This is a genomic window from Cohaesibacter haloalkalitolerans, assembly GCF_003574655.1.
Taxonomy (GTDB): Bacteria; Pseudomonadota; Alphaproteobacteria; order Rhizobiales; family Cohaesibacteraceae; genus Cohaesibacter; species Cohaesibacter haloalkalitolerans.
Genome location: NZ_QNUM01000008.1, coordinates 40,197 through 58,001, shown reverse-complemented (window position 1 = coordinate 58,001; position 17,805 = coordinate 40,197). Strand labels below are relative to the sequence as shown.

Genomic DNA, 17,805 nt, shown 5'->3' with positions numbered 1-17,805 from the left:
AAATGGCAGATTTCTGGCTTTTGGCCCACATTCTGGGTGCTGCCGTCGCCTCCGGGAGGGATAATATTTGCCGTGCCGTGGCAAAAAATGCCGGGTGGAGGCCGCAGTCTTTTCCAGTTTCTCCTTTTCAACAGGCCCAAAGACGCTATATAAGGGCTAAAACTTGTGTCGGCAGCTCAACAAGCAGGACCAGAGCTTGCTGCCGAATGGATAAGAGAAAGATCGATTGATGCTGAACAGTCTCGATTTGCCTGGTCGCCCCGAAGACACCCGTGTTGTTGTTGCCATGTCTGGCGGCGTTGACTCGTCCGTCACTGCAGCGCTCTTGAAACATCAGGGTTATGATGTCATCGGCGTGACCATGCAGCTTTATGATCATGGCAAGGCCATGCACCGCGTTGGTGCCTGCTGCGCCGGTACCGATATTCAGGATGCGCGCCGCGTGGCCGAGCATCTGGGTATTCCGCATTATGTGCTGGATTACGAAAGCCGCTTCAAGGAAGCGGTGATCGACCGGTTCGCCGAAAGCTATCTGGCTGGCGAAACTCCGGTGCCATGTGTGACCTGCAACCAGACGGTCAAGTTCGAGGACCTGCTGGAAGCGGCCAAGGAATTCGGCGCCGACTGCATGGCGACCGGACACTATATTTCATCCAGAATGGTGGGCAACCGGCGGGTTCTGTTCCGTCCGTCCGACGAAGACCGCGACCAGACCTATTTCCTGTTTGCGACCACGCAGGACCAGATCGACTTCCTGCGCTTCCCGCTGGGGGGCATGTCCAAGCCGGAAGCCAGACAGCTGGCCCATGACCTGGGGTTGGTTGTGGCCGACAAGAAGGACAGTCAGGACATATGCTTCGTCCCGACCGGCAAATACACCGATATCATCGAGCGCCTGCATCCGGGTGCTGCCGAGCCGGGCAAGATCGTTCATATTGATGGCACGGTGCTTGGGGATCACAAGGGGATCATCCATTATACTGTCGGTCAGCGTCGCGGTCTGGGCGTTTCCTATGGTGGCGGACCGCTCTATGTGGTCAAGCTCGATCCGAACCAGAAGCATGTGATTGTCGGGCCGCGTGAGGCATTGATCACTCGCCGCTTGAAGTTGCGCGACGTCAACTGGCTCGGGCCTCAGACCATTGCCGAGTTTCCGGCCGAAGGGCTCGAGATCTATGCCAAGGTCCGTTCGACCCGTCCGCCGAAGGAGGCGCTACTGTTTGCGTTGCCCAATGGCGAGTTCGAGGTGGAACTGCTCGATGGCGAAGAAGGCGTGGCGCCAGGGCAGGCCTGTGTCTTCTATGAAGGCCTTGCCAAGGAAGCCCAGCTCTGGGGCGGTGGCTGGATTGACCGCACCGTCACCGAGGTGGCCATTCCGGAGATCGTCGGGGCAGCCTGAACGATAGTGCATCTGTCATAACTGATATTGAAAAGGCCGGTTCGTGGGAACCGGCCTTTTCTTTTGGTCATGATCGGGAGGCCGTTTCCGGGCCTCCCTCATGCATCATGCCTTCTGCCTTATCAGGCGAGCGTCGCCAGATGAGGACGCTCGAAGGAGACGATCCCTTCGATGTGATTGGTGTGTACTTTCGAAGCCCAGCCTGCATCGCTGATCAGGGCGCGGCCAACGGCGATGAGGTCGAATTCATCGCGCTCCATGCGTTTGATCAGCTTGTCGAGGCCGGTCGATGAGGCGTCTTCGCCACCGAAGGACGACAGGAAGTCGGTGCTGAGGCCAACCGAGCCGACGCTGATGGTTGTCTTACCGGTCAGTTTCTTGGCCCAGCCGGCAAAGTTGAGGCCCTCTTCACCGTCCACATCCGGGAATTCCGGTTCCCAGAAGCGACGCTGGGAGCAGTGGAAGACGTCGACACCGGCGTCGGCCAATGCGGTCAGCCAGCTTTCCATTTCGGCCGGGGTCTTGGCCAGCTTGGCAACGTAGTCCTGCTGTTTCCACTGACTGATGCGCAGCACCAGCGGATAATCGGAGCCAACGGCCGCACGGCAGGCCTTGACGACCTCCAGAGCGAAGCGGGAGCGGTCCATCAGGGTGGAGCCCCCCCAGTTGTCGTCGCGCTTGTTGGTGCCTTCCCAGAAGAACTGGTCGATGAGATAGCCATGGGCACCATGCAATTCTGCCAGATCGAACCCAAGTTCTTTGGCGCTTTTGGCCGCCGAGGCAAAGGCGGCGATGGTATCGGCGATATCGGCATCGCTCATCACCTTGCCGCGCGGATTGTCCGGACCGATCAGGCCGGACGGGCTTTCCACGTCCACGCCCGGATCCCAGTCGCCGCTGCGGGTCGAACCTGTGTGCCAGAGCTGTGGTCCCATGGCACCCCCAGCGGCGTGAACGGCGTCAATGACGGCTTTCCAGCCAGCGAGGGCTGCCTCGCCATGGAAAAACGGCACGTTGGGCAGGTTGCGCGATGACGGGCGGTCGATCACTGTGCCCTCGGAGAGAATGAGGCCAACCTCCCCCTCGGCTCGGCGGCGGTAATACTCGGCATTCTTTTCGTTGGGGATGCCATCCGGCGCTTGGTTCCGCGTCATGGGGGCCATGACGATGCGGTTCTTCAGCTCAAGAGAGCCAATTGAGAAGGGGCGAAACAGGCTGCTTGTATCAATATCTGTCATTGTACCATAACTGTCTGAGTGGTTTTGCAAGTCGATGCTGATGAAAACGGGTGATGGAAACCGGGTTTCGTCCATTAGGTATTCACTGTATACCTGGTGTCAATAAGGAACCAATTCGTCACCAGGTTTCCCGGAGGTAACCACAATGCTGAAGAAAAGCCGGTTTTCTGCCAATTGTCCGAGCCGTCTGCTGTTTGCCGACATTGCAGATAAATGGTCTATGATGATCCTGTGTGTACTGGATGACGAGCCTAGGCGGTTCAATGACATCAAGCGTCGGCTTGAGGGCGTATCACAGAAATCCCTGACCCAGGCGTTGCGCAAGCTCGAACGGAACGGCCTGGTGCTGCGCAGGGTGCGCAATTCGTCGCCCATTGCGGTGGAGTATCAACTGACCGAACTTGGCCGCTCCCTGATGAAGCCGCTTTCCGCTCTTTATCAATGGACAAGTTGCAACATGGATGCGGTGAGCGCGGCGCGCTTGGCGTTCGACGCCGAGCGGGCCTGAGGAAATCCCTGTCTCACGCTCAAGGTCTGCCGTCGGCTGATCTGGGGGTATCTGCTGAAACTGGCGGTTGAAATGCGTCTTTTGTGCAACAGGGTGTGCCGCAACTCCAGATGGCGTGGCTCTGGGACTTGCCTTGTTGCGCCTCTGGCCGTATGCAGGCGGCAAACCAATCAGATAAAGGGGTGTTTTTTGTCGAGCCAATTCGTTTCAGAGAGTGTAACCAGCGCCGCACCGGCTTTTACGAAGCTGTTGCGGAACGGTCGTCCTGTGCGTTGATCCGCGGCTCCTAAACCCTGCTGCTGTCAGCCCAGCTCGACCTTGCTGGCAGCGAAATCTCCCGTTTAGCTAAAATTCCGAGATTTTGTTCTGCCCAATCATCTATTCCAAGATGTTTGGCAAGACCTCATGTTTTACGACGAAGGCTCATCCGGGCGGAAACGATTCCGCACCGACAGGCACCCCTATAGCAAGAAAAAGAAACTCAACAACAATCGATGGCAGGCCGCAGACCGGGAGTTTCGATGCGCCCACTGCAAGCAGATGGTTTTTCTGACCTCTGACATGGGTACGGTGCATCGCAATCACTGCCCCCATTGTCTGCACTCGCTGCATGTCGATACCAAGCCGGGCAATCGGGCCTCTTCATGCCGAGCGCGCATGGAGCCGGTCGGGTTGACCATCAAGCGCAACGGCGTTGACAAATATGGCCGGGAGCGGGGCGGGGACATCATGATCGTCCATGCCTGCACCGGCTGTGGCAGCGTCAATATCAACCGCATAGCCGCAGACGACTGCTGTGATGCGCTTCTCATGCTGTTCAAACGCTCTCAAGCCATCAGCTACGAGCAAAGAAACAGGATCGAGGAGGCGGGTATCAGGCTGTTGCATGCGGAACAGGCCGAGCAGCTTCACACGGCCCTGTTTGGCAAGTCCTGGTCGCCATAGACCATGCTGGGCGGCCCGGCGGGCAATCCTGCCGGGCTGCCTTTCTCTTGCGTCCTGTCAGTCCGGATTGCCCGGTTCTGTCTGGACACCGAGGTCCTTGAGGGTGACGATGCGGTTGCCGCGCAGGTCGTTGGCGCAGACCAGATAGCCGCGCTCTTCCATATAGGTCAGCAGGAAGCGGGCGCGGGACGGGGATCGGGTGCCATAGGCCGTGGCCAGCTCGAGATTGGTCGGGCAGGGCTTCTTGCCGAGCGCCGCCTTGGCGAGCAGAAGATAGACCCCGCGCATGTCCTCTGGCAGTTGGTCGGCGATGACACCTGCCTGTTTCCACTGGTCCTCGTCGAGGGTTTCTTCCATCGCGTCGACACCAGCCCGGGCGACGGCGAGCAACTGGCGGAATTCCTGCAGGTCCGGCGTGATCTTGAGGGTTTTCTCGATGCGGCAGCGAACCTGAAAATCCTGATAGAGGACAGACACCGGCTGGTAGGCGGCTTCCGGGTCATCGAGCAGATCGGCAAGGATCTTGTGCAGGATTGCCTCGCGTTCCTCGGCACTGATGCCGGGGTCAAGATCGAGCTGAGGCTCCTTCTCGCCGCCGAATTTCTGGTCAAGGCGCAGATTGGCCAACTGCTGCATAACCTCGGCTGTTGTCTTGGCCGGAGGCGTCAGCGCAGGCCGGGGATCGTCATCGGAGCCGGGCTTGAACAGCAGTTCATCGATGTTGTCATGCTGCACGTCGGGCAGGGGCATGAGCTTGGGGCTCGATGACCGGGCCGAGGTTTCCACCGCGCCGATGGTGACGGTTTCCGAGCGCCGGTAGAGCGCCGGGCCGAGAGCGACGAACTGGCCTCTTTCAAGGTTGCGGAAGGTTTCTGCCTGACGGCGCTCAAGGCCGAGCAGATCAGCGGCGCGGGCCATGTCGATATCAAGAAAGGTGCGGCCCATGAGGAAGTTGGAGGCTTCGGCGGCGACGTTCTTGGCAAGCTTGGCAAGGCGCTGGGTGGCGATGATCCCGGCAAGGCCACGCTTGCGGCCACGGCACATCAGGTTGGTCATGGCACCAAGCGAGGCGCGGCGGGCCTCTTCGCTGACCTCGCCACCGGCCGCCGGGGCAAACAGCTGGGCCTCGTCTACGATCACCAGTGCCGGATACCAATATTGCCGGTCGATGTCGAACAGGCCATTGAGAAAGGCGGCGGCGGCGCGCATCTGGCGGTCCGCATCGAGGCCTTCCAGATTGAGCACGGCAGAAATACGGTGCTGACGCACGCGGGCGGCGATCATCGTCAGGTCCGCTTCGGTGCCGACGGCGTCCACCACCGCGTGACCGTATTTCCCGGCCAGCGTGACGAAGTCGCCTTCCGGATCGATGATCACCTGCTGGACCCACTTGGCGCTCTGCTCAAGCAGGCGGCGCAAAAGATGGGATTTGCCCGAACCGGAGTTGCCCTGAACCAGGAGGCGCGTCGCCAGCAGTTCTTCCAGATCCATATGCGCCGGTTGGCCAAGCTTCATGGTTCCTAGATCGATACTGACTGTCATTGCTGATTCTGTTTCCCGGATGTTGGCCGCTCGTTCCGGCCTGCTCGGCCGGTAAAATCTCAGATTCGGTCTGCCTGCGCAAGAAACGGGTGGGCTCGTTTCGATGGCACCTGATAGATTGACCTGCAAGCTATTACGAGGGTTTTGGGCATATGACAAGGTATAGCAGCCAGCAAACTGGTGCAGCTGTGGCAATTCAACAGACCATGGGCAAGAGGGAATGGGTCCTGCTGATCGTTCTTTCCGTCCTTTGGGGCGGGTCTTTCCTGTTTGTCGGCGTCGCGGTCAGGGAACTGCCGACACTGACCATCGTGTTGGTGCGGGTTGGATTGGCCGCTGTCGTGCTCTGGAGCGTCATTGCTTTCGGGCGCAAGACCCTGCCGCGACAGCCTTCGGTGTGGCTGGCCTTTCTGGGCATGGGGCTCCTCAACAATGTGATCCCCTTCGGGCTCATTGTCTGGGGGCAGCATGCGATTGGTGCGGGGCTAGCTTCCATTCTCAACGCCACCACCCCGATGTTCACGGTGCTGGTGGCCGGTTTACTGCTCGGCGATGAGCGACTGAGCGGGCGCAAGATCATCGGTGTCGCCCTGGGATTTGCCGGAGTTGTCATGATGATCGGCATTGATGCCCTGTCGGGTCTTGGTCGTGAGTTGCTGTCCCAGCTTGCCGTGCTGGGCGCTGCCTTGTCCTATGCCTGCGCCGGGGTCTTTGGGCGGCGTTTCAGAGCCTACGGGGTTGATCCGGTTGTCACCGCTGCCGGTCAGGTTTCCGCCTCCTGTATCATCCTGTTGCCGTTGACCCTGTGGCTGGAGACGCCGTTCAGTCTGCCCTTGCCGTCAACAACAACCCTGGCGGCGCTGGTGGCGCTGGCTCTGCTGTCCACGGCGGTGGCCTATATCCTCTATTTTCATATTCTTGCCAAGGCCGGCGCAACCAATGTGCTGCTGGTCACATTCCTCACCCCGGTGTCGGCCATTCTGCTCGGGACGCTCATTCTTGGCGACCATCTCACCCCGGTTCATCTGGCGGGCATGGTCATGATCGGATTGGGGCTCACGGTGATTGACGGGCGTCTGACCGGTCGTTTCCTGCGTCAATAGCGGGCCTGCTGGCGGCGGATTGCTTCGGCTTTCTTTTCCGCCTCGACGGCGTCGCGCAGGGTCTTGATGCCCGAGGCTTCCAGAAGGTCGATGAGACGCAGCAGCACCTCTGCGGTTGCCAGCGAGTCGCCAAGGGCGGTGTGGCGCATGTCGACAGGAATTTCGATGCCGAACTGCTCGGCGAGGGCGTCAAGCGTGAGGCTGCTGGTCTGGCCCTGCAGGTGGGCGGCCAGCAGCACTGTATCCAGCACCGGATTGGTGAAGCGGACACCGGCTTTGTCCTGCTTGAGGGTCAGGAATTTCATGTCGAAGGCGGCATTGTGGGCCACCAGCACCGCATCGCTGACAAAGGCCTGAAAGCGCGGCAGAACCGTTTCCACCGGGGCCGCGTTGGCCACCATCTCGTTGGTGATGTGGTGGATCTTCGTGGACGCCGGGGGAATGGAGCGACCCGGATTGACGTAGTGGTCGAAGAGCTCGCCATGCATGATGCGGCCATTGACGATGCGCACCCCGGCGATCGAAATGATCTCGTCGCCGCCGGACGGGTCAAGGCCGGTGGTTTCCGTGTCGAACACCACATAGTCCAGATCACGCAGGGGCCGATCCTCCAGTGCGCCGAGATATTCCCGCTCCATCAGATCGAAGTCGTAGAATTCCAGCCGGTCGGGCAGCAACAGGGTCTGCTCGTCCAGAGTCTGGCTTGAATGGTGGTCATGGGGCAGGGAGAGCGGCAGGCGTAGGTGGGCGGTGCCGTCGGGTGCCCGGGCGCTCCAATAGTCGGTCTTGTGGCGATAGAGCACGTCCCGGCTGGTGATGCCTCCCAGATCCGGATCCAGCGGATCGTCGAGCCAGGCGTTGATGCGGGCAACGCTCAACGGCTCGCCGTGCCAATGCAGATCAACATAGATCTTGCGCTCGAACTCTGTGGCCCGCAACTGAAAGGCGCGTTCGCCGGTGGCCTCGGCCACCTTGCGCAGGGCATATTCGATCAGCTCGACAATGGTGATCGAATCGCAATGCAGCCAGACCGGATCGCCAATGAACTCGCAAGTCACCTTGAGGGATTCCGAGCTGTTGCGGCGCAAGACCGAGTTGAACAGCGAGGAGGAATAGACATCGCTCATCGGCCAGGCGCTGGTCAACATGTCATGGGATTGCTGGTCGTAATGCGCGAGCCGTTCGGACAGTCTGGCCGCTTCTCCGGCGATCATCTGTTCCAGGGTCTTTCTCGCGTCGGCTGCAAGGGCATAGCCGCCAGCGAGCATCTCGGATGTGGCCAGCAGATTGGCGGCCGGATGGCGCAGGTCGACCAGCACGGTCTGCAGCAGGCTGTCCCTCTCGACATTGTCCGCCAACTGGCGGGTCATGTCGTCAAAGGTCACGATGAAGCCGGTCGGGGCCTTCGCTGCCTGATCCAGCAGCAGTGTAACCCGCCCCTGCAATGTGTGTTTGCCATCGGCCGTGGCGCAGATGACGAGCTGGCTGAGCCCTTCCTTGTGGTGCCTGTGGCGGCCTTGCTCAAGACGGTGACCGAGGCGCTCGATGGCGTGGCGGAAGGGAGCTGCTGAGACGACCGAAAACAGCGAGCGGCCGAGCCCGAGATCGCCGGATACATGGAGAATCTGCAGCGCCCGCTTGTTGTAGAGCATGATCTTGCTGCCCATGGTGCAGATGAGGACGCCCTGATCGAGATTGCGGATCACGCTTTCCAGCTGTGCCGTCTGTTTGTGGGTCTCCGTTGTGGCTTCGGCGATCCGCCTGTCGGTTTCCTCTCGCGCCTCGGTGAGGGCTCCGGCAATCTCGCGGATGGCCGGATTGAGCAGGCCCAGATATTTGCCGGTTTCGCTGTCGAGCTGACGGGAGGCCCCGGCATGGACGAGCGAGCGGACGTCCTTGACGATCCGCTCGATGGGCTGGGCGACGTTGAGATCGAATTTCTGCCAGACCCAGCCGGTGACAAACAGGATGCCGAAACAGGCGATGCCGCCAAACAGCACCAGATGGGGCGTTGCGGCCGGGCCGATCCGTTGCTCGGCGAAGACAAGGCAGGCGACGACCACGGCACAGGAGGCCAGTCCGATGAGCGCAAAGAAGAGGAAGATGCGAAGTCGCAGGCTCAGGCGTTCAAGTCTGGTCATCGGGTCTGGCATGGGTGTGGTCTACTCCAGCAGATCTTTGACGCAACGCACGACCGCATTCAGCGAGAAGGGTTTGGTCAGCGAACCGTTGGCTCCGACCGCCAGTCCCTTTTCCGCCTCTATCTCGCGGCTGGAGGCGTTCATCATGACGATCTTGACGTCGGCATTGGCTGTGTCCGAACGGATGGTCTGGCAGATGTCATAACCGTCCCTGTCGGGCAGCGAGCTGTCGAGCAGGATGAGGTCCGGATGGTGATGGCAGGCGCAGTCGATGGCATCGTGGCCGGTGCGGGCCGTCTCAACAGCATAGCCCTCGGCGCGCATCAGATGTTCCAGCGCAAAGGCGATGGATGCCTCGTCGTCTACCACCAGAATTGACTTTGTCATGTGGTCTCCTTGACCGTTGCTACCGGGGGACGGTTCTGTCGGGGAGGGTGCTCCCCGGGTCTATGCTATCACACCTGCCCGGCGTCACACGGTCTGTTGTCCTTCTCCTCTATTCCTCGCAGGCGGCTATCAGCAGCGGATCCTGCTTGTCGAGATCGAACCATTTGGCCTTGCCTTGCAGTTCCTCCTGCGTCGGAGGCAGGGTTCCGCTCCAGTCGGCGCGGCGGCTTCCTGTGCAATCAATCAATTGCAGGATGGTGCTGGTCGGGCCATCCTTTTCAGCCTGAAACAGGGTTGCCAGCTTGATGCCGGGCAGGGCGTCATTGGTCTTGATGCTTGTCTTGTCGAGAGCCAGAAAGCGATCAGTCCGCGGGAAAAGGAAGGATAACGGCTGCAACAGGCTGGTGCCCTCACGGGTTTGCAGAACCACCACATCATCGCCAAAATCGGCGGTTGCGCGACTGTACCAGCCATAATCGAGCACGATCTGCAGAAGGATCATGGCAATGCCGGCCGCGACGGGCACAGCGCCTTTGGGCCGTGGGCGATGCAGGATGAACTTGTAGAGAACCATCACAGCCCCCGCCGCACCGATGCCGGCGATGAATGTTCCAAGCAAGACGAATATCATTCGAAGGCTCCTCAGGTTGGCCGTGGCCTTAATTGCGTCCGGGTTCTTGTGACACGGAACGGCTGTCTCTGGTAAGACAGCATTTGGTAGGTCGCCCAATGGCTTAGAGCGAAGGGGCTAGATGTTGACGCCCTGTGCGTGGCCGAGTGCCGACTGCTGGGTCTTGATCATCAGGAAGGCATCCTTGAGATGGTTGCGTTCCAGTTCGCTGAGACTGGCAGGGGCGAGGAAGTTGTCCGGCTTGCTGCCCTCGCGGATCTGGCGGGCCTGATGCTCGAGCCGCATGGTGGCGATAAGGTCGTAGGCGTCGATGAGATCCTGCGCACCGGAATGGCTGATCGTGCCGATGTCTCTGGCCAATGTCAGGCGCTCGCGCGTGTTGGCCGCCGTGATGGCACCCTGCAAGGCGTAGGCGCGGGCTAGATCGACGATTGGCACCACACCATTGAGCTTGAGATCAACCGTGTCCTTGTGCTCGCCTTTGCGGATCAGCGCAAAGCCGCGGAAGAAGCTGAGCGGAGGGGTGTGGTTAAGCGAGTTCGAAATCATGTGCGCACGGAAGATGCTGTTCTTCTTGGCCTTCTCCAGCGTTTCCTGATAGAGGCCCGCAAACAGGCTTTCGTCTCCGACAATCGGCCTGAGGTCGAACATGACGCTGGCAAGCATCTGGGCCATCGGGTCTGGCTTGTCGATCCAGTTGGCGAAATAGCTGCGCCAGACAGGGACCGGCTGGCACCAGCGCGGATTGGTGGCCATCATGTCGCCGGGGCAATAGTAGAATCCGGCGGCATCCAGACCATCGGAGACAAAGCGGGCAAAGCGCTGGAAATAGTCGCCATGTTCAGCTTCGCTGTAGCGCTCATCCAGAATGAGGCAATTGTCCTGATCGGACACGCCGGTCTGTTCCTGCCTTCCTTGCGAACCGCATGCCAGCCATAGATAGGGGATCGGGGCTTTGCCGAGGCGCTCTTCGGCCAGTTGCACCAGACGTCTGGTCAGGCTGTCGGTGACATTGGTGACGATGCGGCCGATGTTGTGGGCGTCAACACCGCTGCCGACCAGCTGGGCCAGCATTTGCGGCACCTTGGCGACGATGGCTGCCAGATTCTCGAAGCTGTCCTGCCGTTGCAGGTCGCGGATCAGGAAGGGAGCGGAGACGGCTTGCCTGTGTACCAGATTGGTGTTGGTGAGAATTCCGACCAGCCGCCCCTTTTCGACCACCGGCAGATGGGTGTGCGTGCGCTCCATCATCGAGAGCAGGGCGTCAAAGCCCAATGCCTCGGGGCCGAGGGTGAAGGGGTTCGGCGTCATGATGTCGCGAACCGGGGTGTCGAGGCTACGACCGGCTGCAACGACCCTGTGCGCCATGTCGCCGGAGGTCAGGATGCCGATCAATCTGTCCTGCTCGGTGTCCTGATTGGTGATCAGCAGGCAGGAGATATTCCTGCTCTTCATCAGCTTGGCCGCGTCGGTGGCGGTCGTGTCCGGGCCAATGGTGATCGGGGCCGGGGTCATCAGCTCGCCGATGGTGATGGAGATGAGGTCGGTGGTGGAATCGGATTGCCCACCGGCGGCGACCTTCTTGGCAAGGGAGCTGTCGAAGAAGGCATGAAAGGAGGGTGACGCGGTGATCAGCTCGTTGAAGCTGGCCTTGGGAATGATGAACAGGCGGCTGTCCCTGCTGGCCACCGCCTTGTTGGGAGCCTTGCCGTCACTGAGCATGGCGCGCTCGCCAAAACAGTTGCCGATCGTCAGGTGCAGCAGCAGATTGCCCTCTGGCGTGAACAGATCGACCTCGCCGGAGCGGATGAGATAGAGGCCGGAGACCTTCTGGCCAACGTCGAGAATGACATCGCCCTGTTTGACATCCAGTGCGATGGTGCTGTCGCCAAGAGTGTCCAGACGGTCCATTTCCAACAGGTCAAACGGGTGCCTGTGGCTTGCGAATTCTGCGAAATCCGACGTGCTCATCAGTTGTTCTCCGGGCTCGGGTGCCAAAAAAATCCCGCCGAGTTGGTCGGCGGGATCTCTCAGAGTGTCTTGTCTCGGGCCGCGAGGACCCCTCGGAGATCCTCGCTGCCGATGATCCTAGTGATCGATGGCAGCGCCAGCCCCTTTCGGGATGCGGATGCTTTCGACCAGGTCCTGAATCTCCTTGGGAGGTTCTGCGGACATTGCGGAGACACCATAGGCAACTGCGAAGTTGATGATCGCACCAACGGTACCGAATGCTTCCGGAGAGATGCCCAGAAGGTGGTTGTCCGGGGTGTTTGGCAGCATTGCGGTACCCGGAATGAAGAACCAGCCCTTGTAGGTGAAGATGTAGAGCAGGGTCGTTGCGATACCGGCGACCATCCCCAGGATTGCGCCCTTGGAGTTTACTCGCTTGGAGAAGATGCCCATCATCAGAGCCGGGAAGATCGAGGAGGCAGCCAGACCGAAGGCCAGAGCCACAACCTGAGCAGCAAAGCCCGGAGGATTGAGGCCGAGATAGGCGGAGATCACGATGGCAACAGCCATGGAGATACGAGCCCACATCAGTTCCTGCTTCTCGGTGATCTGCGGCGTGAAGGTGCCTTTCAGCAAATCATGGGAAACAGCCGAGGAGATGGCCATCAGGAGACCTGCTGCGGTGGAGAGAGCGGCGGCGAGACCACCGGCTGCCACCAGAGCAATCACCCAGTTCGGCAGTTTGGCGATTTCAGGGTTGGCCAGAACCATGATGTCACGGTCGACGGTCAACTCGTTGCCCTTCCAGCCAAATTCTTCGGCTTTCGGTGCAAAGGATGTGGACTTGTCGTTGTAATACTGGATGCGGCCGTCACCGTTCTTGTCTTCGAATTTCAGAAGACCGGTGGTTTCCCAGTTCTTGAACCAGTCAGGGCGGCTTTCATACAGCAGGTTGCCGTCTTCTGCGCCGACTGCGCCGGTCTGGATGGTGTCCATGAGGTTCATGCGGGCCATGGCGCCAACGCCGGGAGCGGTGGTGTAGAGGATCGCGATGAAGACCAGGGACCAGCCCGCCGTCCAGCGTGCGTCGGAAACCTTCGGCACGGTGAAGAAGCGGATGATGACGTGTGGCAGACCAGCGGTACCAATCATCAGGGACATGGTGAACATGAACATGTTGAACGGATTGGACGTGAAGCTGGTGTATTCGGCAAAGCCGAGATCAACCACGATCTGGTCAAGCTTGGTCAGCAGCGGTTCACCTGAAACATGGTTGGAGAACAGGCCGACCTGCGGCAGGATGTTGCCGGTCAGTTCCATGGAGATGAAGATGGCCGGAATGGTGTAGGCAAGGATCAGAACGCAATACTGTGCGATCTGGGTGTAGGTGATGCCCTTCATGCCGCCCTGAACCGCGTAGAGGAACACGATCGCGGTGCCGATCAGCAGACCGGTGGATGCGTCCACTTCGAGGAAGCGGGAGAAGGCAACGCCAACGCCCTTCATCTGGCCGATAACATAGGTGATCGAGCAGATGATAAGGCAGACAACGGCCACGATGCGGGCTGTCGATGAATAGAACCGGTCGCCGATGAATTCTGGCACGGTGAACTTGCCGAACTTGCGCAGATAAGGGGCCAGCAGCATGGCCAGCAGCACGTAACCACCGGTCCAGCCCATCAGATAGGCCGAAGCGCCATAGCCGCTGAAGGAGATGATCCCGGCCATGGAGATGAAGGAGGCTGCGGACATCCAGTCGGCAGCGGTTGCCATGCCGTTGGCGATCGGGTGAACGCCGCGGCCTGCGGCATAGAATTCACCGGTCGAACCGGCGCGTGCCCAGAAGGCAATCCCGATGTAGAGCGCAAAGGACGCGCCTACAACGATGTAGGTAAGAGTTTGAAGATCCATGGTCTAGCTCCTCGCGTTCCTTATTCTTCAACGCCAAATTTTTTGTCGATCGCATTCATGCGGATTGCATAGAAGAAGATGAGTCCCAGAAAGACCCAGATTGATCCCTGCTGGGCAAACCAGAATCCCAGGTCGGACCCGCCGACTGAAATTCCCGAAAGAGCAGGACGAAGAAGCAGACCAAACCCGAAGGAGGCGATGAACCAGATGACAAGGCAAATCGCGATCAGATTCAGGTTGGCTTTCCAATAGGCATGTCCGGATTCGTTATTCTCGGCCATAATTCCCCCCATGGTGCTGAACCGCCTGGCGGTTCATGTTCCATTCTGAAAGGTCTGTCCCTGATGGTTGTGTCTGTTTGGGTGCCGTTCCTCAGCTGCACCGCGACATTTTTTATACCGGTCATGGACAAGACCATGTGAGTTGTAAGATACAGATATGCTGAATACAGCTGTCTGTCCTTGCAGTGATCTAAAATGAGAGACGTTTTCAATTCAATTAATTGTTCGTATAATTCCGTCATCCTTTAGTCTGGCGATGTGTAAGTGAAATTTATACTGAATTTATGGTTTGTTTCTTGCATTTTAACTGGAAGTATTTCTTTAGTTTTATTTGGAGTAAAGTATAATTGCATAGGGTTTCATTTTGCGTTTGCGAAGCCAAAACAGGGGATCTGCTGCGTTGCAATATGGTGATGCGGCAGGCGCTAGGTTGCGGATCTGACTGAGGTTTCCCCACTTTCTGAAACGATCCCGGATCGCCAAGGCGATTGACCTTGCCGCCGGTCTCATGCATATGGAGAGCATGTCTCATCCACCCAGCCTGACCCCGCCTCTTGTCGATTATGCCCCGCCCGTCGAGCCCTATCTCGATGTGCTCTATGAGGATGCGCATTTTGTAATTCTCAACAAGCCATCTGGCCTATTGAGTGTTCCGGGCAAGGCCGATGAGCATTGGGACTGTCTCGAACACCGGGCCAGGCAGCATTTCGGGGATGCGCGAATCGTTCACCGGCTCGACATGGATACCTCAGGAATCATGGTTCTGGCGCGCACGGATGATTGCCATCGCAATCTCGGGCGCCAGTTCGAGAAGCGCAAGGTACAGAAGAGCTATGTGGCGCGGGTCTGGGGCACGATGGTTGGCGATGGGGGAACGGTGGATTTGCCGCTGATCTGCGACTGGCCGAACCGCCCCAAACAGATGGTTTCTTTCGAGCACGGCAGACGGGCCGTGACCGACTGGCAGGTGATCGGGCGGGATGAGGACAGCACGCTGGTGCGGCTATTTCCCCACACGGGTCGGTCACACCAGTTGCGGGTGCACATGCTCAGCCTCGGGCATGTGATCATGGGGGATCGTTTCTATGCCGAGGGTGAGGCACTGGCTGGCGCTGACAGGCTGATGCTGCACGCCGAGACGCTCGGCTTCATCCATCCGGCCAAGGGGGAATGGGTGGATTTCGTCTGCCCCAGCCCTTTCGGCTGAGATCGTCCCGCAATTGATGTGATGCTTTGGCAGGCACGCGCCATGGGTGTTTTTCTGTGCTCTGTGGATGCGCACTCACACCCTCGTCCGTTTGAGACGCTCAAGGATTTCATGCAGACTGGACAGAAAACGTGATCGGTCGGCCTTCGAGAAGGGAGGAGGACCGCCGCCGATGTCGCTGGTCTCGCGCAGATCGGCCATCAGGTTACGCATGGCAACCGCCGAGCCGATGGAGTTTTCCGTAAATGGCTTGCCGGTGGTGCCGATCACGCAGGCGCCCTTGGCAAGGCAGCGCTGTGCAAGCAGGATATCGGCAGTGACGACCACTGCGCGCGGGTGTGCTATGGCGGCGATGTGATCATCGGCCACGTCCGGCCCGTCCTCGACCTTGACGAAACTGATGGGTATTGCCCATTCGTCCCTGCGTGGCATACGCATGAACTGGTTGGCCACCAGCGTGACCGGAACCCCATGGCGCTCGGCCACCTTGTAGACCTCTTCCTTGACGGGGCAGGCATCGGCATCGACGAGGACTTCAACCGGACGATGCTCCGGAATTGCTGTCTGCTCCTTGCTCATTGCATCTTCGTTCATTGGCTCTTGTCCACCAGACAGATCTGGATATCGGCAACATTGGTGCCGGTTGCGCCGATCATCAGATGATCGCCGGACAGCTCCAGTGCCTTGTAGCTGTCGTTGTTGGCCAGCAGTTCCCGTGGCCGTGCGCCGGCCTGACGGATCCGGTAGAGCGTTTCGGCGTCCACCAGACCTCCGGCGCTGTCGGTCGGACCATCGCGTCCGTCGGTGCCGCCCGACAGGAACACCCAGTGGCCGTCAATCGGCTGTTCTTCACTGGCTGCGGCAAAGCGCAGGGCCAGCTCCTGATTGCGCCCGCCCTTGCCGTCGCCTTTCAGTGTAACGGTGGTCTCGCCACCCCAGATACAGGCGGTCTTCTGGCCCTCTGGTGCAGCGCAGGCCGCTTCGAGCAATCGCGGGGCCACCACTTCCACATCGCCTTCCAGCAGATCGTCCAGAATCTTGCCATGCCAACCAAGGGGAAGGGCCTCCAGAACAGCATCCAGACTAAGGCGGTTGGAGCCGATGAGCCGGTTGGTGGTGTTGGAAAAGTCGATTGGCTCTGCCTCATCCGGCGCTTCCAGAACAGCTCTTACCGATGGCGGCAGTTGTTCGACCAGTCCCTTGGCGGCAAACAGCGCCAGAGCATCCCGCTTGCTGCCAAGGGGCGGATTGGTCGGGCCTGAGGCGATGACACTGAGATCGTCACCGACCACATCGGAGAGGATGAAACTGTCCACGGATGCGGGGGCTGCCAGTTGGCTGAGACCGCCGCCCTTCAGTTGTGACAGGCACTGGCGGACCAGATTCATCTCCTGAATGACATAGCCATTGGCGAGCAGCAGCCTGTTGACTGCGGCCTTGTCCTCAAGGGTCAGGCTGGGCAACGGTGCCGGAACCAGTGCCGAGCCGCCTCCGCTGATCAGGACGATGACGCGATCCTGCGGGGTCGTGGTTGCCAGCATATCGATGATTGCCTGCCCTGCGGCAAGGCCGTTTTCATCCGGCACGGGGTGCCCGGCAGCAAAGCATCGGGCGCCTTCAATCTCTGTGGCATTCTCGTAATTGGTGATGACGAGGCATTCATGTGGCGTCTTCTCCGGCAGGGCCCTGAGGCAGGTTTCCGCCATGGCGCCAGCGGCCTTGCCAAGGGCGATGACCAGATAGCGCCCCTCTTGCAGGGGAGATAGCGGATTTTCGCCAAAGGCCTTTTCCAGTGCCAGGCGAGGGTCTGCGGCGGCGACGCCTTCCTCGAACAGGGCGGATGCGAGGTCCCTCAATTGCCTGATTTCGCTTTCTTCACCAGTCACGTCTGCCTCCCGCTGTCGACTGTCTTTTCCATCTTATCCATCGGGGGGCGAGTATAGGGGCAAGGGGACCAAAGGGCCAGCCATTCTGACGGGATTGTCCGTTTGGGCACAGAGGTTAGAGAGCGTGGGGATGGGGGGGGCGGGCGGTCGCCTTCCGGTGGTGAGCCAGGATTACCAGTCCTTAAAGCAGTCCCAAAAAAAGATGCCCTGTCCCAGAGCTATCTGGGACAGGGCATGTTCGCCACTTGGGCGGGGTTCAAACCTCATGCAAATCGGGGAGGAGGCAGCATGAGGCTAGAGGGGGTCCCCGTCGCAAATGACCTCACCTCTTTGCAGAGGCTTCGTTGGCTCACTTACAGGGGACAGTTTACGACTTTCGTCTTATGCGCAAAAGAGGCTTTTTCGCTTGTCAGCCCTGATATTGCTGCATGACTGGGCCTGTTTTTGCGTGAATTATTAGAGGTTTATACGTATTCTAGCCGTCGTGACGGTCGTAGAAGGTCATGGCATCCCATTCGCGCGGGTTCGGGTGGATGCGCGGTTCGGAGCTTGCCAGAGTTTGGAAGAATTTCAGGGCAAATGAAAACGGGTTGCTGCTTTTTTCGGACATGGGCCACTCTCTCGTCATCGTTTGTGGTTTCAGGCGTGGTTTCGGACATTGGCTTTTCTTGGGGCG

General features: G+C 59.4%; 16 protein-coding genes. 5 read left to right on the top strand and 11 right to left on the bottom strand.

Going from position 1 to position 17,805, the window contains the following annotated elements; genetic code table 11:
* Positions 1–226: 226 nt before the first annotated feature.
* Positions 227–1,399: a tRNA 2-thiouridine(34) synthase MnmA gene (mnmA, locus tag DSL70_RS18395; RefSeq protein WP_205563336.1), complete on the top strand. Its 1,173-nt coding sequence runs from the start codon at positions 227–229 to the stop codon at positions 1,397–1,399.
* 122 nt (positions 1,400–1,521) lie between these two features.
* Here the strand turns inward: mnmA and DSL70_RS18390 are convergent, their stop codons facing one another.
* Complete coding sequence (locus DSL70_RS18390; protein ID WP_119309443.1) at positions 1,522–2,637, bottom strand: NADH:flavin oxidoreductase; 1,116 nt, start codon at positions 2,635–2,637, stop codon at positions 1,522–1,524.
* 145 nt (positions 2,638–2,782) lie between these two features.
* On the opposite strand from DSL70_RS18390, the gene DSL70_RS18385 reads away from it, so the two are divergent.
* Both DSL70_RS18385 and DSL70_RS18380 read left to right on the top strand, forming a co-directional pair.
* Positions 2,783–3,145 (top strand): winged helix-turn-helix transcriptional regulator, encoded by a 363-nt coding sequence (locus DSL70_RS18385; RefSeq protein ID WP_119309442.1) that lies wholly within the window; start codon positions 2,783–2,785, stop codon positions 3,143–3,145.
* A gap of 405 nt (positions 3,146–3,550) precedes the next feature.
* Positions 3,551–4,090 (top strand): RNHCP domain-containing protein, encoded by a 540-nt coding sequence (locus DSL70_RS18380; RefSeq protein ID WP_119309441.1) that lies wholly within the window; start codon positions 3,551–3,553, stop codon positions 4,088–4,090.
* Positions 4,091–4,147: 57 nt separating this feature from the next.
* On the opposite strand, the gene DSL70_RS18375 is transcribed toward DSL70_RS18380, so the two are convergent.
* Positions 4,148–5,632 (bottom strand): helicase HerA domain-containing protein, encoded by a 1,485-nt coding sequence (locus DSL70_RS18375; protein ID WP_119309440.1) that lies wholly within the window; start codon positions 5,630–5,632, stop codon positions 4,148–4,150.
* 188 nt (positions 5,633–5,820) lie between these two features.
* Here DSL70_RS18375 and DSL70_RS18370 point away from each other — a divergent pair, with 188 nt between their 5' ends.
* The gene (locus DSL70_RS18370; protein ID WP_245418274.1) at positions 5,821–6,735 is read left to right on the top strand and encodes a DMT family transporter; all 915 of its coding nucleotides are present in this window, start codon (positions 5,821–5,823) and stop codon (positions 6,733–6,735) included.
* Here the strand turns inward: DSL70_RS18370 and DSL70_RS18365 are convergent.
* The 6 genes from DSL70_RS18365 to DSL70_RS18340 form a co-directional block, all read right to left on the bottom strand.
* Positions 6,729–8,888 (bottom strand): 3'-5' exonuclease, encoded by a 2,160-nt coding sequence (locus tag DSL70_RS18365; protein ID WP_119309438.1) that lies wholly within the window; start codon positions 8,886–8,888, stop codon positions 6,729–6,731. The two genes, DSL70_RS18370 and DSL70_RS18365, sit on opposite strands and share 7 nt — an antisense overlap.
* Positions 8,889–8,897: 9 nt before the next feature.
* Positions 8,898–9,263, bottom strand: a complete 366-nt coding sequence (locus DSL70_RS18360; protein ID WP_119309437.1) for a response regulator transcription factor — start codon at positions 9,261–9,263, stop codon at positions 8,898–8,900.
* 109 nt (positions 9,264–9,372) lie between these two features.
* Positions 9,373–9,894 carry a hypothetical protein gene (locus DSL70_RS18355; protein ID WP_119309436.1) on the bottom strand — a complete coding sequence of 174 codons (522 nt, stop codon included), beginning with the start codon at positions 9,892–9,894 and terminating at the stop codon, positions 9,373–9,375.
* 117 nt (positions 9,895–10,011) lie between these two features.
* Complete coding sequence (locus DSL70_RS18350) at positions 10,012–11,865, bottom strand: DUF294 nucleotidyltransferase-like domain-containing protein (RefSeq protein ID WP_119309435.1); 1,854 nt, start codon at positions 11,863–11,865, stop codon at positions 10,012–10,014.
* A gap of 117 nt (positions 11,866–11,982) precedes the next feature.
* On the bottom strand, positions 11,983–13,755 hold the full coding sequence (locus DSL70_RS18345) for a sodium:solute symporter family protein (RefSeq protein ID WP_119309434.1): 1,773 nt from the start codon (positions 13,753–13,755) through the stop codon (positions 11,983–11,985).
* A gap of 20 nt (positions 13,756–13,775) precedes the next feature.
* Positions 13,776–14,036 carry a DUF4212 domain-containing protein gene (locus DSL70_RS18340; protein ID WP_119309580.1) on the bottom strand — a complete coding sequence of 87 codons (261 nt, stop codon included), beginning with the start codon at positions 14,034–14,036 and terminating at the stop codon, positions 13,776–13,778.
* 523 nt (positions 14,037–14,559) lie between these two features.
* On the opposite strand from DSL70_RS18340, the gene DSL70_RS18335 reads away from it, so the two are divergent.
* A complete protein-coding gene (locus tag DSL70_RS18335) occupies positions 14,560–15,243 on the top strand; it encodes an RluA family pseudouridine synthase (protein WP_119309433.1) in 684 nt (227 codons plus the stop codon).
* A gap of 75 nt (positions 15,244–15,318) precedes the next feature.
* On the opposite strand, the gene DSL70_RS18330 is transcribed toward DSL70_RS18335, so the two are convergent.
* The 3 genes from DSL70_RS18330 to DSL70_RS22775 all read right to left on the bottom strand — a co-directional run bounded on the left by DSL70_RS18330 (position 15,319) and on the right by DSL70_RS22775 (position 17,739).
* Positions 15,319–15,837 (bottom strand): YaiI/YqxD family protein, encoded by a 519-nt coding sequence (locus DSL70_RS18330; RefSeq protein ID WP_245418273.1) that lies wholly within the window; start codon positions 15,835–15,837, stop codon positions 15,319–15,321.
* The gene (locus tag DSL70_RS18325) at positions 15,834–17,129 is read right to left on the bottom strand and encodes a glycerate kinase type-2 family protein (RefSeq protein ID WP_205563335.1); all 1,296 of its coding nucleotides are present in this window, start codon (positions 17,127–17,129) and stop codon (positions 15,834–15,836) included. Before DSL70_RS18325 ends, DSL70_RS18330 begins: the two co-directional genes overlap by 4 nt.
* Positions 17,130–17,604: 475 nt before the next feature.
* The gene (locus tag DSL70_RS22775; protein WP_280955360.1) at positions 17,605–17,739 is read right to left on the bottom strand and encodes a hypothetical protein; all 135 of its coding nucleotides are present in this window, start codon (positions 17,737–17,739) and stop codon (positions 17,605–17,607) included.
* Between the last annotated feature and the right edge of the window lie 66 nt (positions 17,740–17,805).

Bases quoted from the DNA above. Each gene is read 5' to 3' on its own strand.
- DSL70_RS18380 (WP_119309441.1), top strand. From the start codon at position 3,551: ATGTTTTACGACGAAGGCTCATCCGGGCGGAAACGATTCCGCACCGAC.
- DSL70_RS18355 (WP_119309436.1), bottom strand. From the start codon at position 9,894: ATGATATTCGTCTTGCTTGGAACATTCATCGCCGGCATCGGTGCGGCG.
- DSL70_RS18335 (WP_119309433.1), top strand. From the start codon at position 14,560: ATGTCTCATCCACCCAGCCTGACCCCGCCTCTTGTCGATTATGCCCCG.
- DSL70_RS18350 (WP_119309435.1), bottom strand. From the start codon at position 11,865: ATGAGCACGTCGGATTTCGCAGAATTCGCAAGCCACAGGCACCCGTTT.
- DSL70_RS18375 (WP_119309440.1), bottom strand. From the start codon at position 5,632: ATGACAGTCAGTATCGATCTAGGAACCATGAAGCTTGGCCAACCGGCG.
- DSL70_RS18390 (WP_119309443.1), bottom strand. From the start codon at position 2,637: ATGACAGATATTGATACAAGCAGCCTGTTTCGCCCCTTCTCAATTGGC.
- DSL70_RS18360 (WP_119309437.1), bottom strand. From the start codon at position 9,263: ATGACAAAGTCAATTCTGGTGGTAGACGACGAGGCATCCATCGCCTTT.
- DSL70_RS18365 (WP_119309438.1), bottom strand. From the start codon at position 8,888: ATGCCAGACCCGATGACCAGACTTGAACGCCTGAGCCTGCGACTTCGC.
- DSL70_RS18330 (WP_245418273.1), bottom strand. From the start codon at position 15,837: ATGAACGAAGATGCAATGAGCAAGGAGCAGACAGCAATTCCGGAGCAT.
- DSL70_RS22775 (WP_280955360.1), bottom strand. From the start codon at position 17,739: ATGTCCGAAAAAAGCAGCAACCCGTTTTCATTTGCCCTGAAATTCTTC.
- DSL70_RS18345 (WP_119309434.1), bottom strand. From the start codon at position 13,755: ATGGATCTTCAAACTCTTACCTACATCGTTGTAGGCGCGTCCTTTGCG.
- DSL70_RS18340 (WP_119309580.1), bottom strand. From the start codon at position 14,036: ATGGCCGAGAATAACGAATCCGGACATGCCTATTGGAAAGCCAACCTG.
- DSL70_RS18385 (WP_119309442.1), top strand. From the start codon at position 2,783: ATGCTGAAGAAAAGCCGGTTTTCTGCCAATTGTCCGAGCCGTCTGCTG.